Origin of the sequence: Streptococcus timonensis, assembly GCF_900095845.1 — a bacterium.
In the GTDB taxonomy this organism is placed as follows: domain Bacteria; phylum Bacillota; class Bacilli; order Lactobacillales; family Streptococcaceae; genus Streptococcus; species Streptococcus timonensis.
Window position 1 is genome coordinate 631834 of sequence record NZ_FMIX01000004.1, and the last position, 18867, is coordinate 650700.

At 37.7% G+C, this 18867-nt stretch carries 19 protein-coding genes; 15 read left to right on the plus strand and 4 right to left on the minus strand.

Features of this window, described 5'->3' with window-relative positions; all coding sequences use genetic code 11:
- Positions 1–11 precede the first annotated feature (11 nt).
- Positions 12–617, minus strand: coding sequence for an NADPH-dependent FMN reductase (locus tag BQ2679_RS06655; protein ID WP_075567449.1), 606 nt, complete (start codon positions 615–617; stop codon positions 12–14).
- A gap of 34 nt (positions 618–651) precedes the next feature.
- On the minus strand, positions 652–1572 hold the full coding sequence (locus tag BQ2679_RS06660) for an FAD:protein FMN transferase (protein WP_075567450.1): 921 nt from the start codon (positions 1570–1572) through the stop codon (positions 652–654).
- A 315-nt stretch (positions 1573–1887) separates the two neighbouring features.
- Here BQ2679_RS06660 and nox point away from each other — a divergent pair, with 315 nt between their 5' ends.
- Positions 1888–3267, plus strand: a complete 1380-nt coding sequence (gene nox, locus BQ2679_RS06665) for a H2O-forming NADH oxidase (protein WP_075567451.1) — start codon at positions 1888–1890, stop codon at positions 3265–3267.
- A 99-nt stretch (positions 3268–3366) separates the two neighbouring features.
- Here nox and BQ2679_RS06670 read toward each other — a convergent pair whose 3' ends face one another.
- Both BQ2679_RS06670 and BQ2679_RS06675 read right to left on the minus strand, forming a co-directional pair.
- Positions 3367–4215, minus strand: a complete 849-nt coding sequence (locus BQ2679_RS06670) for a YitT family protein (RefSeq protein ID WP_075567452.1) — start codon at positions 4213–4215, stop codon at positions 3367–3369.
- Between the two features lie 49 nt (positions 4216–4264).
- Positions 4265–5920: an Rqc2 family fibronectin-binding protein gene (locus BQ2679_RS06675; protein ID WP_075567453.1), complete on the minus strand. Its 1656-nt coding sequence runs from the start codon at positions 5918–5920 to the stop codon at positions 4265–4267.
- Between the two features lie 104 nt (positions 5921–6024).
- Here BQ2679_RS06675 and ybeY point away from each other — a divergent pair, with 104 nt between their 5' ends.
- The 14 genes from ybeY (at position 6025) to pepF (ending at position 18865) form a co-directional block, all read left to right on the plus strand.
- Positions 6025–6522 carry an rRNA maturation RNase YbeY gene (gene ybeY, locus BQ2679_RS06680; RefSeq protein WP_075567454.1) on the plus strand — a complete coding sequence of 166 codons (498 nt, stop codon included), beginning with the start codon at positions 6025–6027 and terminating at the stop codon, positions 6520–6522.
- The gene (locus BQ2679_RS06685; protein WP_075567455.1) at positions 6503–6913 is read left to right on the plus strand and encodes a diacylglycerol kinase family protein; all 411 of its coding nucleotides are present in this window, start codon (positions 6503–6505) and stop codon (positions 6911–6913) included. Before ybeY ends, BQ2679_RS06685 begins: the two co-directional genes overlap by 20 nt.
- A complete protein-coding gene (gene era / locus BQ2679_RS06690) occupies positions 6913–7812 on the plus strand; it encodes a GTPase Era (RefSeq protein ID WP_075567456.1) in 900 nt (299 codons plus the stop codon). The genes BQ2679_RS06685 and era overlap by 1 nt, the downstream gene beginning before the upstream one ends.
- A 48-nt stretch (positions 7813–7860) precedes the next feature.
- Positions 7861–8685, plus strand: a complete 825-nt coding sequence (gene mutM / locus BQ2679_RS06695) for a DNA-formamidopyrimidine glycosylase (RefSeq protein WP_075567457.1) — start codon at positions 7861–7863, stop codon at positions 8683–8685.
- Positions 8685–9290 carry a dephospho-CoA kinase gene (coaE, locus tag BQ2679_RS06700; protein WP_075567458.1) on the plus strand — a complete coding sequence of 202 codons (606 nt, stop codon included), beginning with the start codon at positions 8685–8687 and terminating at the stop codon, positions 9288–9290. The genes mutM and coaE overlap by 1 nt, the downstream gene beginning before the upstream one ends.
- Positions 9277–10476 (plus strand): multidrug efflux MFS transporter, encoded by a 1200-nt coding sequence (locus tag BQ2679_RS06705; protein ID WP_075567459.1) that lies wholly within the window; start codon positions 9277–9279, stop codon positions 10474–10476. Before coaE ends, BQ2679_RS06705 begins: the two co-directional genes overlap by 14 nt.
- A complete protein-coding gene (gene rpmG, locus BQ2679_RS06710; RefSeq protein WP_007519517.1) occupies positions 10476–10625 on the plus strand; it encodes a 50S ribosomal protein L33 in 150 nt (49 codons plus the stop codon). The genes BQ2679_RS06705 and rpmG overlap by 1 nt, the downstream gene beginning before the upstream one ends.
- Positions 10626–10664: 39 nt before the next feature.
- Entirely contained in the window at positions 10665–10898 is a 234-nt protein-coding gene (gene secG / locus BQ2679_RS06715) for a preprotein translocase subunit SecG (protein ID WP_000282514.1), read from the plus strand.
- Positions 10899–10994: 96 nt separating this feature from the next.
- Positions 10995–13337, plus strand: a complete 2343-nt coding sequence (rnr, locus tag BQ2679_RS06720) for a ribonuclease R (RefSeq protein WP_075567460.1) — start codon at positions 10995–10997, stop codon at positions 13335–13337.
- Positions 13300–13767, plus strand: coding sequence for an SsrA-binding protein SmpB (smpB, locus tag BQ2679_RS06725; RefSeq protein WP_001051741.1), 468 nt, complete (start codon positions 13300–13302; stop codon positions 13765–13767). Before rnr ends, smpB begins: the two co-directional genes overlap by 38 nt.
- Positions 13768–13781: 14 nt before the next feature.
- Entirely contained in the window at positions 13782–14642 is an 861-nt protein-coding gene (tehB, locus tag BQ2679_RS06730; protein WP_075567461.1) for an SAM-dependent methyltransferase TehB, read from the plus strand.
- A 200-nt stretch (positions 14643–14842) separates the two neighbouring features.
- A complete protein-coding gene (locus BQ2679_RS06735) occupies positions 14843–15985 on the plus strand; it encodes a PDDEXK family nuclease (protein WP_075567462.1) in 1143 nt (380 codons plus the stop codon).
- 102 nt (positions 15986–16087) lie between these two features.
- Positions 16088–17044, plus strand: coding sequence for a competence protein CoiA (locus BQ2679_RS06740; RefSeq protein WP_075567463.1), 957 nt, complete (start codon positions 16088–16090; stop codon positions 17042–17044).
- A gap of 18 nt (positions 17045–17062) precedes the next feature.
- Positions 17063–18865, plus strand: a complete 1803-nt coding sequence (gene pepF / locus BQ2679_RS06745) for an oligoendopeptidase F (RefSeq protein WP_075567464.1) — start codon at positions 17063–17065, stop codon at positions 18863–18865.
- The last annotated feature ends 2 nt before the right edge of the window (positions 18866–18867 follow it).

The window sequence follows — 18867 nt, forward strand, 5'->3', positions numbered from 1 at the left end:
GATCTCCTATCTTACAAATTTTCCCAATCAAAATCCTCAGCATCTTTGCGAAGAAGCTCTTGTGCGTTACGCAATTTCTCAGTAACTTTAACAAAGATACGGAAGTCATCAAAGATGGCATCCAATTTCTTGATGACATCAAGATCTACCAAGTCACCATTTTGATCAAATGCTTGAAGAGAATGAGAAAGCAAGAATTCATCAGGGAGAACATTTGCTTTAATCTCAGGTGCATTCAAAATTTGACGAAGTTGCAATTGAGCACGTGATGAACCGAGTGTACCATATGAAGCACCTGTAATCATAATTGGTTTGTTCAAAAGTGGGAATACTCCGTAAGAAATCCAAGCTAGGGCGCTCATAAGAACAGCTGGAATTGAGTGGTCGTATTCTGGTGTACCGATGATAACACCATCAGCTGCTTCGATTTTAGCTACGATTTCCATAGCTTCAGCTGGAATTTGTTTGTCGGCTGGTTTGTTAAATACAGGTAGATCCTTAATTTCTACCAATTCGATTTCTGCTTTATCAGCAAAGTGTTTCTGCATATATTGAAGCAGTTGACGGTTTGTGGAACGTTTTGAGTTAGTTCCTACAATAGCAATAAGTTTAAGCATGGGCTTTCCTTTCTCTTTTTTCATTATTAATAATTTATCGTTGGATACCAGATGAACAAGCTAGGTGTCCATCTTTGTCAATGAGGATGGCTTCTATACCTTCAATATTTTCGACTTGCCACATAATAGAAGCGCTACGTTCGCCAAATAATCGTGTGGTCCATATCTCACCGTCAACTGAACGGTCAGATATTATGGTTAAACTCGCTAAATCCGTTTCGATCGGATAGCCAGTTTCACTATCAAAAATGTGATGATAATTCTTTCCATTAATTTCAAGGTGCCGTTCATAAATACCCGAAGTAACAACTGATTTCCCAGTAACTGATAAGGTCATCAGGTGAGTACCACGTGTATGAGTTGGATCTTGAATGCCGATTTGCCAAGGTTGACCGCTTTTTGCCTGGTTATTACCAATTGTGAGGATGTTTCCTCCAAGATTGATAAGAGCAGAAGTAACGCCATTCTCTTTCAAGAATGTGGCAACCTTATCCGCGCTATAGCCCTTTGCTAAACACCCTAAGTCAATTTTCATTCCCTTTTTTTCTAGGAAGACCGTAGAATTGACTGAATCGAGTTTAATAAAATGAGGGTCTATTAATGGTAAGGCTGAAGCAATTTCTTCAGGGCTTGCAACCTTTGCATCGGAAAAACCAATACGCCAGGTTTGAACCAAAGGCCCTATACTAATATTGAGATGACTTTTAGGTGCTAGACTGTGTTTTAGACCTAATGAAATCAGTTCAAACAAATCAGGGTGGACTTTAACAGGGGCAATACCTGCCTGATAGTTAATTTCCATTAATTCTGACTCAGTACTGTTAGCATTGAAGCGAAATTCAAGTTCCTTGAGCAAAACAAAAGCTTGACGGAGAAGATTATCGGCTTGTTCATGTACTAAGGAGATAGTAATCGTAGCTCCCATTAATCGCTCAGATGATGAACTGAGAGACAAAGAATCAACTCCCTTCAAATCACTCGGAAATAGCTACAAATCTTGAATTAATAAGAAATTTAAAATTTATAATTTATTTCCATATAAATAGAATATCATAAAGTCAGCGTTTTCACAAATTATTTTTTACAAAAAGTCAAGAAAAATGCTCAAAATAATAATTATTAAAAATTAGATAGTAAATAAGTTTTAATTATAATAGATTAATTTTTTATTTATAGTCAAAATTAAGCAATTTCAAACAAAAAAACTTGTAAACGCTAACAGAAAGTGTTATAATATCAAGGAAAAAAAAATAAAGGTAGGATTTATCTTATGAGTAAAATCGTAGTTGTGGGTGCTAACCACGCTGGAACTGCATGTATCAACACTATGTTGGACAACTTTGGAAACGAAAACGAAATCGTTGTATTTGACCAAAACTCAAATATCTCATTCCTTGGATGTGGAATGGCACTTTGGATTGGTGAGCAAATCGACGGTGCTGAAGGCTTGTTCTATTCTGATAAAGAAAAGCTTGAAGCTAAAGGTGCGAAAGTTTACATGAACTCACCTGTACTTTCAATCGACTACGATAACAAAGTTGTTACCGCAGAAGTTGAAGGAAAAGAACACAAAGAATCATACGATAAGTTGATCTTCGCTACTGGTTCTACACCAATTTTGCCTCCAATTGAAGGTGTTGAAATTGTTAAAGGAAACCGTGAATTCAAGACTACTCTTGAAAACGTACAATTTGTGAAGTTGTACCAAAATGCTGAAGAAGTTATCAACAAACTTGCTGATAAGAGCAAACACCTTGAGCGTATCGCTGTAGTTGGTGGTGGATACATCGGTGTTGAACTTGCTGAAGCTTTCGAACGTCTTGGAAAAGAAGTTGTGCTTGTTGATATCGTTGACACAGTATTGAACGGCTACTACGACAAAGACTTCACTCAAATGATGGCTAAAAACTTGGAAGACAACAACATCCGTTTGGCTCTTGGTCAAACTGTTAAAGCTATCGAAGGTGACGGTAAAGTTGAACGCTTGGTAACTGACAAAGAAACATTTGACGTTGATATGGTTGTTCTTGCAGTTGGTTTCCGTCCAAACACTGCTCTTGCTGACGGTAAGATCGAACTCTTCCGTAACGGTGCTTTCCTTGTTGACAAGAAACAAGAAACATCTATCCCAGGTGTATACGCTGTTGGTGACTGTGCAACTGTTTATGACAACGCTCGTAAAGACACTAGCTACATCGCACTTGCTTCAAACGCTGTACGTACTGGTATCGTTGGTGCTTACAACGCTTGTGGACATGAACTTGAAGGAATCGGTGTTCAAGGATCAAATGGTATCTCAATCTATGGTCTCAACATGGTTTCAACTGGTTTGACACTTGAAAAAGCTAAAGCTGCTGGTTACAATGCTACTGAAACTGGATTTAACGACCTTCAAAAACCAGAATTTATGAAACATGACAACCATGAAGTAGCTATCAAGATTGTCTTTGATAAAGACAGCCGTGAAATCCTTGGTGCTCAAATGGTATCTCGCGATTCAGCAATCGGTATGGCTATCCACATGTTCTCACTTGCTATCCAAGAACATGTTACAATTGATAAATTGGCATTGACTGACCTATTCTTCTTGCCACACTTCAACAAACCATACAACTACATCACAATGGCAGCATTGTCAGCTGAAAAATAATATCTATTAAAACAGAAGAGCATGCTCTTCTGTTTTTTTGTATATTGAAATAAAAAAGCAATCCTGTAATGGGATTGCTTTTCAGTTCAAATTGCTAGTTTACCTAGGATCAAATGTAAAACCTTCCCCTAGGATTTCATGGGCTTCAGTGATAGTAATAAAGGCCATAGGATCAATGCTGTAAATCATCTCTTTCATCTTAACCATCTCATTTCTAGCTACGATACAATAGACAATCTTTAAATCGTTTTTACTGTAGTAACCTTGACCTGAAATAAAAGTAACACCACGTCCAAGCTCGTCATTAATTTTATCAGCTAGTTCCATTGGCTTTTGAGTGATGATCATGAAGCCTTTACCAGCATAACCTCCTTCTCCAATTAAATCGATAACTCGTGATACGATAAAGTCAAATAGAAGAGTATAAGTTACTAGACGGAGGTCTTGAAAAATAATTAAAATCAACATCAGGATTAGGAAGTCTAATCCAAAGAGTAATTTACCGACTGAAATATTGGTATATTTATTAAGGATTCGAGCAACGATGTCAGTTCCACCTGTAGTTCCACCAGCGTTGAAAATAATTCCTAATCCAACCCCTAGGAGTACTCCTGATACTAAGGCTACGATAACTAAATCACCTTCAAGATTAAACTGAAGGGGAATCTTCTCAAAGATAGCTAGCCAGACGGATACTGAGATGGTTCCTAGAAGACTCGAATATAGAGTCTTTGCTCCAAAAATTTTCCAAGCGAGAATAAAGAGAGGGATGTTAATGATGATGTTCATCAATGAGATAGGGATATTAAAGAGATAGTAGGTAATCAAGGTAATCCCTGTGGCTCCACCTTCAAATAAATGATGTGGGACTACAAAATATGTAAGTCCGAAGGCAAATATAGCAGCACCTAGTATGATAGTCATGATGGACTTAATATGGTTATACATTCAGAGAAAGACCTCCTTTCTATAGTACTAAAAATTGTAGCATGGAAGCTTAGCTAAATTTCATGGATTGGATTTTATCTGGATTTGGCGTTACTCGGAGAGTTTTTTGTCCTGTATAAGTAACGAAACCAGGTTTTCCACCAGTTGGCTTATTTAGTTTTTTTACCTGAATCATATCAACTTGTACTAAATTAGATAAGCGACCTTTTGAGTAGTAAGCTGCAAGTTCAGCAGCGTCTGTCTTGACCTCGTCAGATGGGTCAAGATTTCCTGAGATGACGACATGACTTCCAGGAATGTCTTTAGCGTGGAACCAAAGTTCATCTTTTCGGGCCATTTTAAAGGTTAATTCATCATTCTGGAGGTTATTTCGACCAACATAGATGATAGTCTTGCCATCACTAGCAAGATATTTTTCAGGTTTTTTCCGCTTATGAAGTTTCTCACGTTGGCGTCTTCTGATAAAGCCTGTTTCAATCAACTCCTCACGAATTTCAGCGATTTCATCTAATCCAGCTTGATTGAGGACTGTTTCGACGCTTTCCAGATAGAGAATAGTAGCCTTGGTTTCTTCAATTAGATCAGTCAGATATTTAACAGCCTCTTTTAATTTTTGATAACGTTTGAAGTATTTTTGAGCATTTTGATTTGGTGTTAAAGCCTTATCAAGTGCTATTGTAATTGGCTGATTGGTGTAATAATTGTCTAAGACGACTTGGTTTTGGTCATTTGGAACTTGATGAAGAAAAGTCGTTAGTAACTCGCCTTTTTGTCGGAATTCCTCAGCATTTTCGGTAGCAAGCAGTTCTTTTTCTTGTTTCTTAAGCTTTTGACGATTTTTTTGCAGTTCATTTTCAACTCTGCGAATGAGTTCACTCGCCTGTTGTTTGACACGGTCGCGTTCAGCCTTGTCCTTATAATAGCTATCTAATAGCTCTGAAAGGCTATTGAAAGATTCACCCACACGATTCGAGAAAGGTACAGAGCTAAATGATATTTCCGTAAGATAGGGAGTTGTTTCTTGAGAGAAAAAGTTACGGAAGGTATTTAGTTTATCATCAAGGAGTATTTTCTCCAATTCCATAGCCGTATCACGTCCCAATCCTTGGAAAAGATGTTGAAGATTCTTTGTAGTTAATTCTTGAGTTTGGAGAATTTCAAATAGTTTTTCATTCTTGATAGTAAAAGGATTAAAGGCATCTGAGCTTGGAGGAGCGATGTAAGTAGCTCCCGGTAATAAGGTCCGATAGCTATTTTGAGAAAAACCAATATGTTTGATAACTTCGAGGATTTTTTGCTCAGTTTTGTCTACCAAGAGAATATTACTATGTTTTCCCATGATCTCAATGATAAGAGTCGCCTGGATATGATCTCCAATTTCATTTTTGTTAGAAACTGTGATTTCCACGATACGATCATTATCAATTTGTTGGATAGATTCAATGACAGCACCCTGAAGATACTTCCTTAAAACCATAATAAAGGTTGATGGCTGTGCAGGGTTTTCAAAAGTTGATTCAGTTAATTGAATACGACCAAAAACTGGATGGGCAGAAAGGAGCAAACGATGACTTTTACGATTGCTTCGAATTTGCAAGACTAATTCTTGCTCAAAAGGTTGATTAATTTTCTGGATACGACCATTTACTAATTCTGTTCGTAATTCCTCAACCATGTGGTGTAAAAAAAATCCGTCAAATGACATGGTTCTCTCCTCGTGATTGTATTACATAGTATTATATCAAAAAGGTAGAATAAAATCATAGAAATATGGTATAATAAAGCCAAGTAAAGAGAATCGAGAAACACATGTTTATTGAAATAGTAGATGAAACTGGAAAAGTTTCAAACGAAATTCTACAACAAACTCAAGAAATTTTAGAGTTTGCTGCCAAAAAGTTAGAAAAAGAAGACAAGGAGATGGCAGTTACTTTTGTGACGAATGAGCGGAGTCATGAACTCAATTTAGAGTATCGAGATACAGATCGTCCAACTGATGTCATCAGTCTTGAATACAAGCCCGAGCTAGAGATTTCTTTTGATGAAGAAGATTTAGCCAATGATCCTGACTTGGCAGATATGCTGTCAGAATTTGATGCCTATATCGGTGAACTATTCATCTCTATTGATAAAGCGCATGAGCAAGCTGAAGAATACGGTCATAGTTTTGAACGTGAGATGGGCTTCTTAGCAGTTCACGGCTTTTTACATATTAACGGTTATGATCACTACACTCCGGAAGAAGAAGCGGAGATGTTCGGTTTACAGGAAGAAATTTTGACTGCCTATGGACTCACAAGACAATAAAAGAAAATGGAAAAACCGTGACCTAATCACAAGTTTGGAATTTGCTTTTACAGGAATTTTGACCGCGATTAAGGAAGAACGAAATATGAGAAAACATGCGGCGACAGCTTTAATTGTCATTCTTGCAGGTTTTGTTTTTCGGGTATCACGAATCGAATGGCTCTTTCTTCTTTTAAGCATTTTCTTAGTAATAGCATTTGAGATTCTTAACTCAGCTATCGAAAATGTTGTGGATTTGGCTAGCCATTATCACTTCGACATGCTGGCAAAGAAGGCTAAGGACATGGCTGCAGGTGCAGTCCTTGTTGTTTCTGTTTTAGCAGCTTTGATCGGTTTACTAATTTTTATCCCTAGAATTTGGGATACACTATTTATGATAATGAGGAAATAATGACATTTAAATCAGGCTTTGTAGCTATTTTAGGACGTCCTAACGTTGGGAAGTCAACATTTTTGAATCACGTAATGGGGCAAAAAATTGCCATCATGAGTGATAAGGCGCAAACAACGCGTAATAAAATCATGGGAATTTATACCACTGATAAAGAACAAATTGTCTTTATCGATACTCCAGGGATTCACAAGCCTAAAACTGCCCTCGGAGATTTTATGGTAGAGTCAGCATATAGCACCCTTCGTGAAGTGGATACCGTGCTTTTTATGGTTCCTGCAGATGAGCCACGTGGTAAGGGTGACGATATGATTATCGAACGTCTTAAAGCTGCAAAAGTTCCCGTAATTTTAGTAGTTAATAAAATTGATAAGGTTCATCCGGATCAACTTTTGGCACAAATCGATGATTTCCGTAATCAAATGGACTTCAAAGAGATTGTACCAATCTCAGCTCTTCAGGGGAATAATGTATCACATTTAGTAGATATCTTAAGTGAGAATTTAGAAGAAGGTTTTCAATATTTCCCAGCTGATCAAATTACAGACCACCCAGAGCGCTTCTTGGTTTCAGAAATGATTCGTGAGAAAGTTCTTCACTTAACTCGTGAGGAAATCCCGCATTCTGTCGCAGTTGTGGTGGACTCTATGAAGCGTGATGAGGAGACGGACAAGGTTCATATCCGCGCAACCATCATGGTTGAACGTGACAGCCAAAAGGGTATCGTCATCGGGAAAGGTGGCGCCATGCTCAAGAAGATTGGTACGATGGCTCGTAAAGATATTGAACTCATGCTAGGAGATAAAGTCTTCTTAGAAACTTGGGTCAAGGTCAAGAAAAACTGGCGTGATAAAAAGCTAGATCTTGCTGACTTTGGCTATAATGAGAAAGAATATTAAGTAGAGGTGGGCTCATGCCTGCTTCTTGTTTTTACAGAAGGAGGATGTATGCCAGAATTACCTGAGGTCGAAACGGTTCGCCGTGGTCTAGAAAAATTGATTCTTGGAAAAAAGATATCTAGCATAGAGGTCCATTATCCAAAAATGATCAAGACCGACTTGGAAGAATTTCAAAAGGAGTTACCTGGTCAGGTTATCCAGTCGATGGGACGACGTGGAAAATATCTACTTTTCTATTTATCCGACAAAGTTCTAATCTCTCATTTGAGAATGGAAGGCAAGTATTTTTATTACCCAGACCAAGTTCCAGAACGTAAACACGCCCATGTTTTGATTCATTTTGAGGATGGCGGAACTTTAGTCTATGAGGATGTCCGTAAATTTGGTACCTTGGAACTGTTAGCACCCGAACTCTTGGATTCTTACTTTATTTCAAAAAAACTTGGTCCGGAACCGACAGAGAAGGATTTTGATTTACTAACTTTTGAAAAAGCTCTTAAGAAATCTAAAAAGCCAATTAAAACTCACTTGTTAGATCAAACTTTAGTCGTAGGTTTGGGAAATATTTATGTGGACGAGGTTCTTTGGAGAGCTAAAGTTTACCCGGCTAAATCTTCACAAACTATAACAAAAAAAGAAGCAAGAGCTATTCACGAACAAACCATAAGCGTTTTGGAGCAAGCTGTTGACAAGGGTGGCTCTACCATTAGAAGTTATACCAATGCCTTTGGTGAGAATGGTACTATGCAAGAATTACACCAAGTTTATGATAAAGCCGGCTTAGCTTGTTCACGATGTGGAACTATTATAGAAAAAATTCAACTAGGTGGACGAGGAACTCATTTTTGCCCAAGGTGTCAAAGGAGAAGTTGATGGGAAAAATTATAGGTATCACAGGAGGCATTTCTTCTGGAAAATCAACTGTAACAAATTTTTTACGTCATAGAGGATTTCAAGTGGTTGATGCTGACGCTCTAGTACATCAGCTTCAAGCTCCGGGTGGTAGACTCTATAATATTTTAGTAGAGCATTTTGGCAACCAGGTTGTTTTAAAAAATGGACAACTAAACCGTCCTCTACTAGCTAGTCTGATTTTTTCTAATCCTGAAGAACAAGAATGGTCAAAAGAAACTCAAGGTCAAGTTATTCTTGAAGAGTTGGCCGCTTTAAAAAATCAGTTAGCTCAGACTGAAGCTATCTTTTTTATGGATATTCCCCTCCTATTTGAACAAGGTTATGAATCTTGGTTTGATGAAGTATGGTTAATCTATCTCGATAGAGAAACTCAGATAGAAAGATTGATGAATAGAGACAAACTATCTCTAGAAGCTGCTGAATCTCGACTTTCTTCACAGTGGTCTTTGGACAAAAAGAAAAAACTTGCGACTCACATTATTGATAATAGTGGAAGTCTTGATCAACTATTGAGTCAAATCATTTCTCTACTAGAGAGAGGTGAGTTCCATGAAAGAAATTAATTGGAAAAAAAATCTTCGCATAGCTTGGATTGGATGTTTCTTGACAGGGGCTTGTGTATCCTTGGTTCTACCTTTTATGCCAATTTTTGTTGAAGAATTAGGAGTTGAACCAAGTCAGGTCACTTTCTATTCAGGGATAGCTATTTCAATCTCTTCAGTTTCGGCTGCTTTTATATCGCCTATTTGGGGGATTTTAGCAGATAAATATGGCCGTAAACCTATGATGATTAGAGCAGGGATAGCTATGACTATTACTATGGGAGGCTTAGCCTTTGTACCAAATATCTTTTGGCTTTTAGTCCTACGCTTTTTGAATGGAGTATTTACTGGATATGTACCAAATGCAACTGCCTTAATAGCGAGTCAAGTGCCAAAGGATAAGTCGGGTTATGCTCTGGGTACAATAACATCTGGAGTTTTGGCAGGAACACTTTCAGGCCCTTTTGTTGGAGGTTTGATTGCAGAAGTATTTGGGATTCGAAATGCCTTTTTAATGGTTGGGGCCCTGGTATTTTTGGCTGCTATCTTGACTATATTCTTTATCAAGGAAGATTTTCAGCCTGTAACCAAAGAAACTGCAATTCCAACAAAATATTTATATGCTAGTCTAAAATATCCATACCTTTTATTTAACTTATTTGCAACGAGTTTTGTCATTCAATTTGCAGCTCAATCTATCGGACCTATTCTCGCTCTCTATGTTCGAGAACTAGGGCAGAAGGAGAATCTTCTCTTTGTCTCTGGTGTAATAGTTTCTAGCATGGGTTTATCGAGTATGATGAGTGCAGGTATTATGGGACGATTGGGAGATAAAGTTGGCAATCATCGACTTCTGATCTTAGCTCAAATCTATTCAACTGTAATATACGTACTTTGTGCCAATGCTACAAGTCCAGTTGAACTGGGAGTTTACCGCTTTCTTTTCGGTCTAGGAACAGGTGCCTTAGTTCCCGGTATCAATGCTATTCTTAGTAAAATGGCTCCAAAATCTGCTATTTCGAGAGTATTTGCTTTCAACCAAGTATTTTTTTACCTAGGAGGTGTGATTGGTCCTCTAGCAGGTTCTTTAGTCGCAAATCAATTTGGTTATAACTCTGTTTTTTACGCAACAGCAGCCTGTGTTGCTCTGAGTTGTATTTTTAACCTTATCCAATTTAGAACATTATTAAAAGTGAAGGAAATCTAGTGCGTGTCAAAATTAATCTGAAATGTTCCTCTTGTGGAAGCATGAATTATCTAACTAGTAAGAACTCAAAAACTCATCCAGATAAGATTGAAGTTCTAAAATATTGTCCAAAGGAAAGAAAAGTTACTTTACATCTTGAATCTAAGTAGAAATTATGATAAAATAATAAGGATTTTAAGGAGTTTGATATGTATAACCTATTATTAACCATTTTATTAGTATTATCCGTTGTGATTGTGATTGCAATCTTCATGCAACCAACTAAGAATCAATCTAGCAATGTATTTGATGCCAGTGCAGGTGACTTATTCGAACGTAGCAAGGCTCGTGGTTTTGAAGCCGTGATGCAGCGTTTGACAGGAATCTTGGTCTTTTTCTGGCTAGCCATTGCCTTAGCATTGACGGTATTATCAAGTAGATAAGAAAATAATGGGCGAGACTAGGTCTTAGCCTATTTTTGTTTTTAAAGACATAAGGTTTTACACCAAAGGAAAAATTTATAAATCTAGAAAGAAAATATGAAAGATAAAATAAAAGAATATTTAAAAGAGAAGGGACGAGTCACAGTTAATGACCTAGCCCAAGCTCTAGGAAAGGATGGATCCAAGGATTTTCGTGAGTTGATAAAAAACTTGTCCCTCATGGAAAGAAAACACCAGATCCGTTTTGAAGAAGATGGAAGTTTGATCATCAATCAAAAGAAGAAACAGGAAATTACCCTTAAAGGAATTTTTCACGCTCATAAAAATGGCTTTGGTTTCGTTAGCCTAGACGGGGAAGAAGATGACCTTTTTGTTGGTAAAAATGATGTTAACTACGCAATTGATGGCGATACTGTTGAGATTGTGATAAAAAAGGTTGCAGATCGTCAAAAAGGAACAGCAGCTGAAGCAAAGATTATCGATATTTTAGAACACAGTTTGACAACGGTTGTTGGTCAAATTGTTCTTGATGAGGAAAAGCCTAAGTATGCGGGTTATATCCGTTCTAAAAATCAAAAGATTAGTCAACCAATCTACGTTAAGAAGCCAGCTATTCAATTAGACGGTACAGAAGTTCTCAAGGTCTTTATCGATAAGTACCCAAGTAAGAAACACGATTTCTTTGTTGCTAGTGTCCTAGATGTGGTTGGACATTCAACAGATGCGGGGATTGACGTCCTCGAGGTCTTGGAGTCAATGGACATTGTATCTGAGTTTCCAGAGGCTGTTCTTAAAGAAGCAGAAAACGTCCCTGATGCGCCATCAGAGAAGGATCTGGAAGGTCGCCTGGACTTAAGAGATGAAATTACCTTTACGATTGATGGAGCTGATGCCAAGGACTTGGATGATGCTGTTCATATCAAACCACTGAAGAATGGCAATATCGAACTAGGTGTTCACATCGCAGATGTTTCTTACTACGTAACAGAGGGATCTGCTCTTGACAAGGAAGCTCTCAATCGTGCGACCTCTGTCTACGTGACAGACCGTGTAGTTCCAATGCTACCAGAGCGCCTTTCAAACGGTATCTGTTCCCTCAATCCTCAAGTAGACCGCTTGACTCAATCTGCTATTATGGAGATTGATAAAAATGGTCGTGTTCGTAATTATACGATTACTCAGACTGTTATCAAGACAAGTTTACGTATGACCTATAGTGATGTCAATGACATCCTAGCAGGTGATGAGGATAAGAGACGAGAGTATAAGAAAATCGTCCCTAGTATCGAGTTAATGGCTAAGCTCCATGAAACTTTGGAAAGTATGCGAATTAAGCGTGGTGCTTTAAATTTTGATACCAATGAAGCTAAGATTTTGGTAGATAAAAAAGGCAAGCCAGTTGATATCGTACTTCGTCAGCGTGGTGTTGCTGAACGTATGATTGAGTCCTTTATGCTGATTGCAAACGAAACAGTTGCCGAGCACTTCAGCAAGCTGGACCTACCTTTTATCTATCGTATCCATGAGGAACCTAAAGCTGAGAAAGTTCAGAAATTTATTGATTACGCTTCAAGTTTTGGATTACGAATCTATGGGACTGCCAGTGAGATAAGTCAGGAAGCCCTCCAAGATATCATGAGTGCTGTTGAAGGAGAGCCATATGCGGATGTATTGTCCATGATGCTTCTGCGTTCGATGCAGCAGGCTCGTTATTCTGAGCATAATCACGGTCACTATGGATTAGCTGCAGACTACTACACTCACTTTACCAGCCCAATTCGTCGTTATCCTGACCTTCTTGTTCATCGGATGATTCGTGACTATGGACGTTCTAAGGATGTAGCAGATCATTTTGAACAGGTCATTCCAGAGATTGCGACTCAATCTTCAAGCCGTGAGCGCCGAGCTATCGAGGCAGAGCGTGAAGTCGAAGCCATGAAAAAAGCTGAATACATGGAAGAGTACGTTGGTGAAGAGTATGATGCAGTTGTTTCAAGTATCGTTAAATTTGGTCTTTTTATTGAATTGCCAAATACAGTTGAGGGATTGATTCACATTACCAATCTACCTGAATTTTACCATTTTAATGAACGCGATTTAACCCTCCGTGGGGAGAAATCAGGAATTACTTTCCGAGTGGGACAACAGATACGTATTCGTGTCGAAAGAGCGGATAAGATGACTGGTGAGATCGATTTCTCCTTTATTCCAAGTGAATTTGATGTCATTGAAAAAGGTTTGAAAGACTCTGGTCGTAAGGATAGAGGGCGTCGTTCAGATAAGAAAGAAGACAAGAGAAAATCTGGTCGCTTAGGTGATAAGCGCAAGCATTCTCCAAAAGACAAAAAGAAAAAAAGCAAGAAACCTTTTTACAAAGAAGTAGTAAAGAAAGGAGCCAAGCATGGCAAAGGGCGAGGGAAAGGTCGTCGCGCAAAATAAAAAGGCGCACCACGACTATACAATCGTAGATACGCTAGAAGCAGGAATGGTCCTGACAGGAACTGAGATCAAGAGTGTTCGAGCAGCCCGCATCAATCTGAAAGATGGGTTTGCCCAGGTTAAGAATGGGGAAGTTTGGCTGAGTAATGTCCATATCGCTCCTTATGAAGAGGGCAATATCTGGAACCAGGAGCCAGAACGCCGTCGTAAACTTCTCCTTCATAAAAAACAAATCCAGAAATTGGAGCAAGAAACTAAAGGGACAGGGATGACCTTGGTTCCTCTTAAAGTTTATATCAAAGATGGTTATGCCAAGTTACTTTTAGGACTTGCAAAAGGGAAACACGATTACGATAAACGTGAGTCTATCAAACGACGTGAGCAAGATCGTGATATTGCACGTGTTATGAAAGCTGTTAACCACCGATAGAAAGAGTGAAGAATATGGAAAAACTAGTTGCCTACAAACGTATGCCTGTCTGGAATAAAGACACCATGCCAGAGGCTGTTCAAAGAAAACACAATACTAAGGTCGGAACCTGGGGCAAGATTACCGTATTAAAAGGGACTCTTAAGTTTATTGAGTTGACTGAAGACGGGGAAGTTTTAGCCGAGCACTTTTTTGAAGCAGGAGCTGATAATCCTATGGCTCAACCGCAAGCTTGGCACCGAGTAGAGGTCGCAACAGACGATGTGGAATGGTACTTGGAATTTTATTGTAAAGCAGAGGATTATTTCCCTAAAAAATACAATAGCAATCCAGTTCATTCGGAAGTTTTAGAAGCCATGGATACAGTAAAACCATGTAAGGCACTAGACCTAGGATGTGGTCAAGGAAGAAATGCACTCTTTCTAGCTCAACATGGCTTTGATGTCACAGCTGTAGATCAGAATGAGCTATCTCTTGAAATCTTGCAAAGCATTGTGGAGCAAGAAGATTTAGAAATGTCTGTCGGTATCTACGATATCAATTCAGCTAGCATTGGACAAACTTATGATTTTATCGTATCAACGGTTGTTCTTATGTTTTTACAAGCAGATCGCATTCCAGCTATTATTCAAAACATGCAGGAACAAACCTTAATTGGAGGTTACAATTTGATTGTGTGTGCTATGGATACAGAAGATTATCCTTGTTCAGTTCATTTCCCATTCACTTTTAAAGAAGGAGAATTGGCGAATTACTACAAGGATTGGGAATTCATCAAATACAATGAAAATCCTGGCCATCTCCACCGTCGTGATGAAAATGGTAATCGTATCCAACTACGCTTTGCGACCATGTTGGCTAAAAAAGTAAAATAAACATTAAGCGAGTAGATAATAGATATTATCTACTCATTTTTCTTAAAGTAAAGTTTGAGGTCTTATAATCCTATTTATGTTATACTAGGTATATAGATAACGCTTTCAATTAGATAAGGCATAAATATCTCATTAAATTTCAGTAATTTTATTTTAAAAGTACCTACAATTAGTAGTATGTTCTCGTTCAGGAGGAAAAAATGTCCCGTCTCTTAGTTAAAATTTTTAACCATCACACCATTGAGAAAAATGTCTATCCATCCTTCCTAACTGAAAGTGATGCGATTCTTTTTTTATCCTTAAGTAAAATCAAGGATGAAGAGAAAATATCCTTAAAACATTTTTTGATAGAGCAGGTACCTCACATTAAACAAGTGACTTTTCGTCAAATAAGCCTTGAAAAATTTTCTGAAGAATTGAATCCTGTCTTAACAAATTATAAAGAGGTTGCCTTAGATGTTTTCGGTAACGATTCTTTACTTGCTATCAAGCTATATGAGTACGGAATGGAAAGAAAACTTTATATTCATGCCACAGATATTGAGGGAGAGAAACAATATGCCTGGGATGCTGGGAGATTAGTCGAAAGTAATTTAAACATTCCTTCTTTATCGATCCAGCAATTGATAGAATTGCGTGGTGGTAAACTCATTAAATCGAAACAACATAGGTGTAGTCAGAAACAAATTGCTGCCATCAAAAAACTAGCAAACTATGCGATTTCAAACCCAGAACAATGGTATCAAGTTACTCAATTCTTCGCTTTAGCAAAAACTGGAGATTTTCACGCTGAAACAGGTAAGATTTTGATGAATAACGGGAAACGATATCCCTATCCAGCGGCTTTGATTTCCCTATTGACCGAAGCGGGAATGCTACACATTGATGAGGATAAGACAGATAAAGTCATTTATACTTTTCCAAGTTCAGAAGCTCAATTAACTTGCCGAACAAAGGGGCATATTTTAGAATTATATCTATACCTTTTAGCAAAAGAATCAAATTTTTTTGACGAATGTATGATAGGTGCTGAAATAGACTGGAATGGTATTTTTCCTGAGATAGATAACGTACAAAATGAGATTGATGTCGTACTTCGTAAAGGAAGATCCATTATTTTTATATCTTGTAAAATGACAGACCTATCAGTTGAAGCCATCAATGAACTGGAGGTTTATGCCAACCATTTTGCAGGAGAATCTTGTCTGAAATTAATCGTGTGTTCGGGAAAAATCAATCCTGTCTATGCGAATCGTTGTCATGAGTATGGCGTCTTAGTTATAAAGAATAACCAGATTTCAAATCTCATTCCAATGCTAGAAAAGAGATTAAAAAGAAATTGAAGATAATAAGAAGTAAACCTAAAACTGTTTTATAGTTGCGTAAAGACTGGTCTTTTCAGTCTTTTTTAATTTTTTTCGAATAGAAAAATATAGGAGGACTAAATGTTTTTAGCAAGAGATGAAAGAGGGAATTTAGTGAATTCTTTAGAAGATGATTTAGTTAAACAAGATTACACTTGTCCAGCATGTGGATCCATGTTACAACTAAGAAGAGGACAGAGTAAGAGGGCACATTTTGCCCATCAATCTCTAAAGAACTGTCAGTTGTTTCATGAAAACGAAAGCCCTGAACATTTAGGAAACAAGCAGGCTCTTTTTTATTGGGCCAAAAAGGATGATGAGGTGTCTTTGGAATTTCCTATATCTCAATGTCAACAAATCGCAGACATTTTAGTAAGAGGAAACTTGGCTCTTGAAATTCAATGCAGTCCCATAAGACAAAGTATTTTGGCTGAAAGAAGTAGGGGCTACCGTAGTCATGGTTTTAAAGTACTTTGGCTATTAGGAGAAAAACTGTGGTTAAAAGAACGTTTGACGCAACTACAAAGAGGATTCCTTTACTTTAGTAATAATATGGGATTTTATGTATGGGAATTGGATCTGAAGAACGAATTACTGCGACTTAAATACTTGCTTCATCAAGACTTACGTGGGAAATTACATTATAAGACCAAAGAGTTCCCCTATGGGAAAGGTAATCTTTTAGAAATATTGCGTATCCCTTATCAGAAACAAAGACTACAGTGCTTTACTGTTGAGCAGGATAGATATATCTGTTCTTACATTCGACAGCAACTCTACTATCAAAATTCTTACTGGATGAAAAAGCAATCACAAGCATATCTAGTTGGGAAAAATTTACTTAATCTAAACTTTCAAGATTGGTACCCTCAAGTAAGTCCTATTGAAAATGGGAATTTTTATCAAGTTGACAAGGACATCAGTGATTATTATCTACATTTTAAATCTTACTATGAAAAAAATCCTCAATTGAAACATCAAAAGCTTTTTCCGCCAGCCTTTTATCAACAGTATTTTCTGAAAAATGTGGTAAAATAGAAAGGATGGAGGAAATTTATGGTATTACAAAGAAATGAAATCAATGAAAAATATACTTGGGATCTATCTACTATCTTCTCAACTGACCAAGCTTGGGAAGAAGAGTTAGAACTTCTAAGCAAAGACACGAAAGAATCTTCTAAATTTGAGGGAAGACTTTTGGAAAGTGCTGCTAGCTTATTAGAGATTACAGAACTTTATTTGGATTTAAATCGTCGTCTTGAAAAACTATATGTCTATGCTCATATGAAAAATGACCAAGATACGCGTGAAGCCAAGTACCAAGAATACTACGCCAAGGCTATGACACTATATAGTCAATTAGATCAAGTCTTTTCTTTCTATGAGCCTGAGTTTATGAAGATTACTGAAGAACAGTATCATGCTTTCTTAGAGGCAGAGCCAAAGCTTCAGATATATAAACACTTTTTTGATACATTATTGCAAAATAAGGATCATGTTCTTTCTCAACGTGAAGAAGAACTACTTGCTGGAGCTGGAGAAATTTTTGGTTCGGCTAGTGAGACTTTTGCAATCTTGGACAATGCTGATATTACCTTCCCTTATGTACTAGATGATGAAGGAAATGAAGTGCAACTATCACACGGGACCTACTCACGCTTAATGGAATCAAAAAATCGTGAGGTACGTCGTGGCGCTTATGAAGCTCTCTATTCAACTTATAAGCAGTTCCAACATACATATGCTAAAACACTTCAAACAAACGTAAAAGTACAAAACTATCGTGCTAAAGTGCGCAATTACCAAAGTGCACGTCAGGCAGCTCTTGCAGCTAACTTTGTCCCTGAAAGTGTATATGATAATCTGGTGTCAGCTGTTCGTAAGCATTTGCCACTTTTACAGCGTTATCTTGACCTTCGTTCAAAAATCTTGGGTATACCAGATCTCAAAATGTACGATGTTTACACACCACTTTCATCAGTTGAATATAGTTTTACTTATCCAGAAGCCTTGAAGAAAGCCGAAGAAGCTTTAGCTGTTCTTGGTGATGATTATTTGACCCGTGTTAAACGTGCCTTTAGCGAACGTTGGATTGATGTTTATGAAAACCAAGGCAAGCGTTCAGGTGCATACTCTGGTGGTTCCTACGATACTAATGCCTTTATGCTTCTTAACTGGCAGGATAACTTAGACAATCTCTTTACCCTTGTACATGAGACTGGTCACAGTATGCATTCAAGCTATACTCGTGAAACCCAGCCATACGTCTACGGAGACTATTCAATTTTCTTAGCAGAAATTGCTTCAACAACTAATGAGAATATCCTAACGGAAAAACTGTTAGAGGAAGTTGAAGATGATGCAACTCGATTTGCAATTCTCAATAACTTCTTGGACGGCTTCCGAGGAACGGTCTTCCGTCAAACCCAATTTGCTGAATTTGAGCACGCCATTCACCAAGCTGACCAAAATGGAGAAGTCTTGACTAGTGAGTTCTTAAATGAACTTTATGCTGACTTGAATGAAACATATTATGGTTTGAAAAAAGAAGACAACCCTGAAATTCAATATGAATGGGCTCGTATTCCTCATTTCTACTATAACTATTATGTTTATCAATATTCAACAGGTTTTGCTGCTGCTTCAGCCCTAGCTGAAAAGATTGTTCATGGTAGTCAAGAAGATCGTGACCGCTATATTGATTACCTCAAGGCTGGTAAGTCTGATTATCCACTCAATGTTATGAGAAAAGCTGGCGTTGATATGGAGAAAGAAGACTACCTCAATGATGCTTTTGCAGTCTTTGAACGTCGCTTAAATGAGTTTGAAGCACTTGTAGAAAAATTAGGATTGGCATAAGA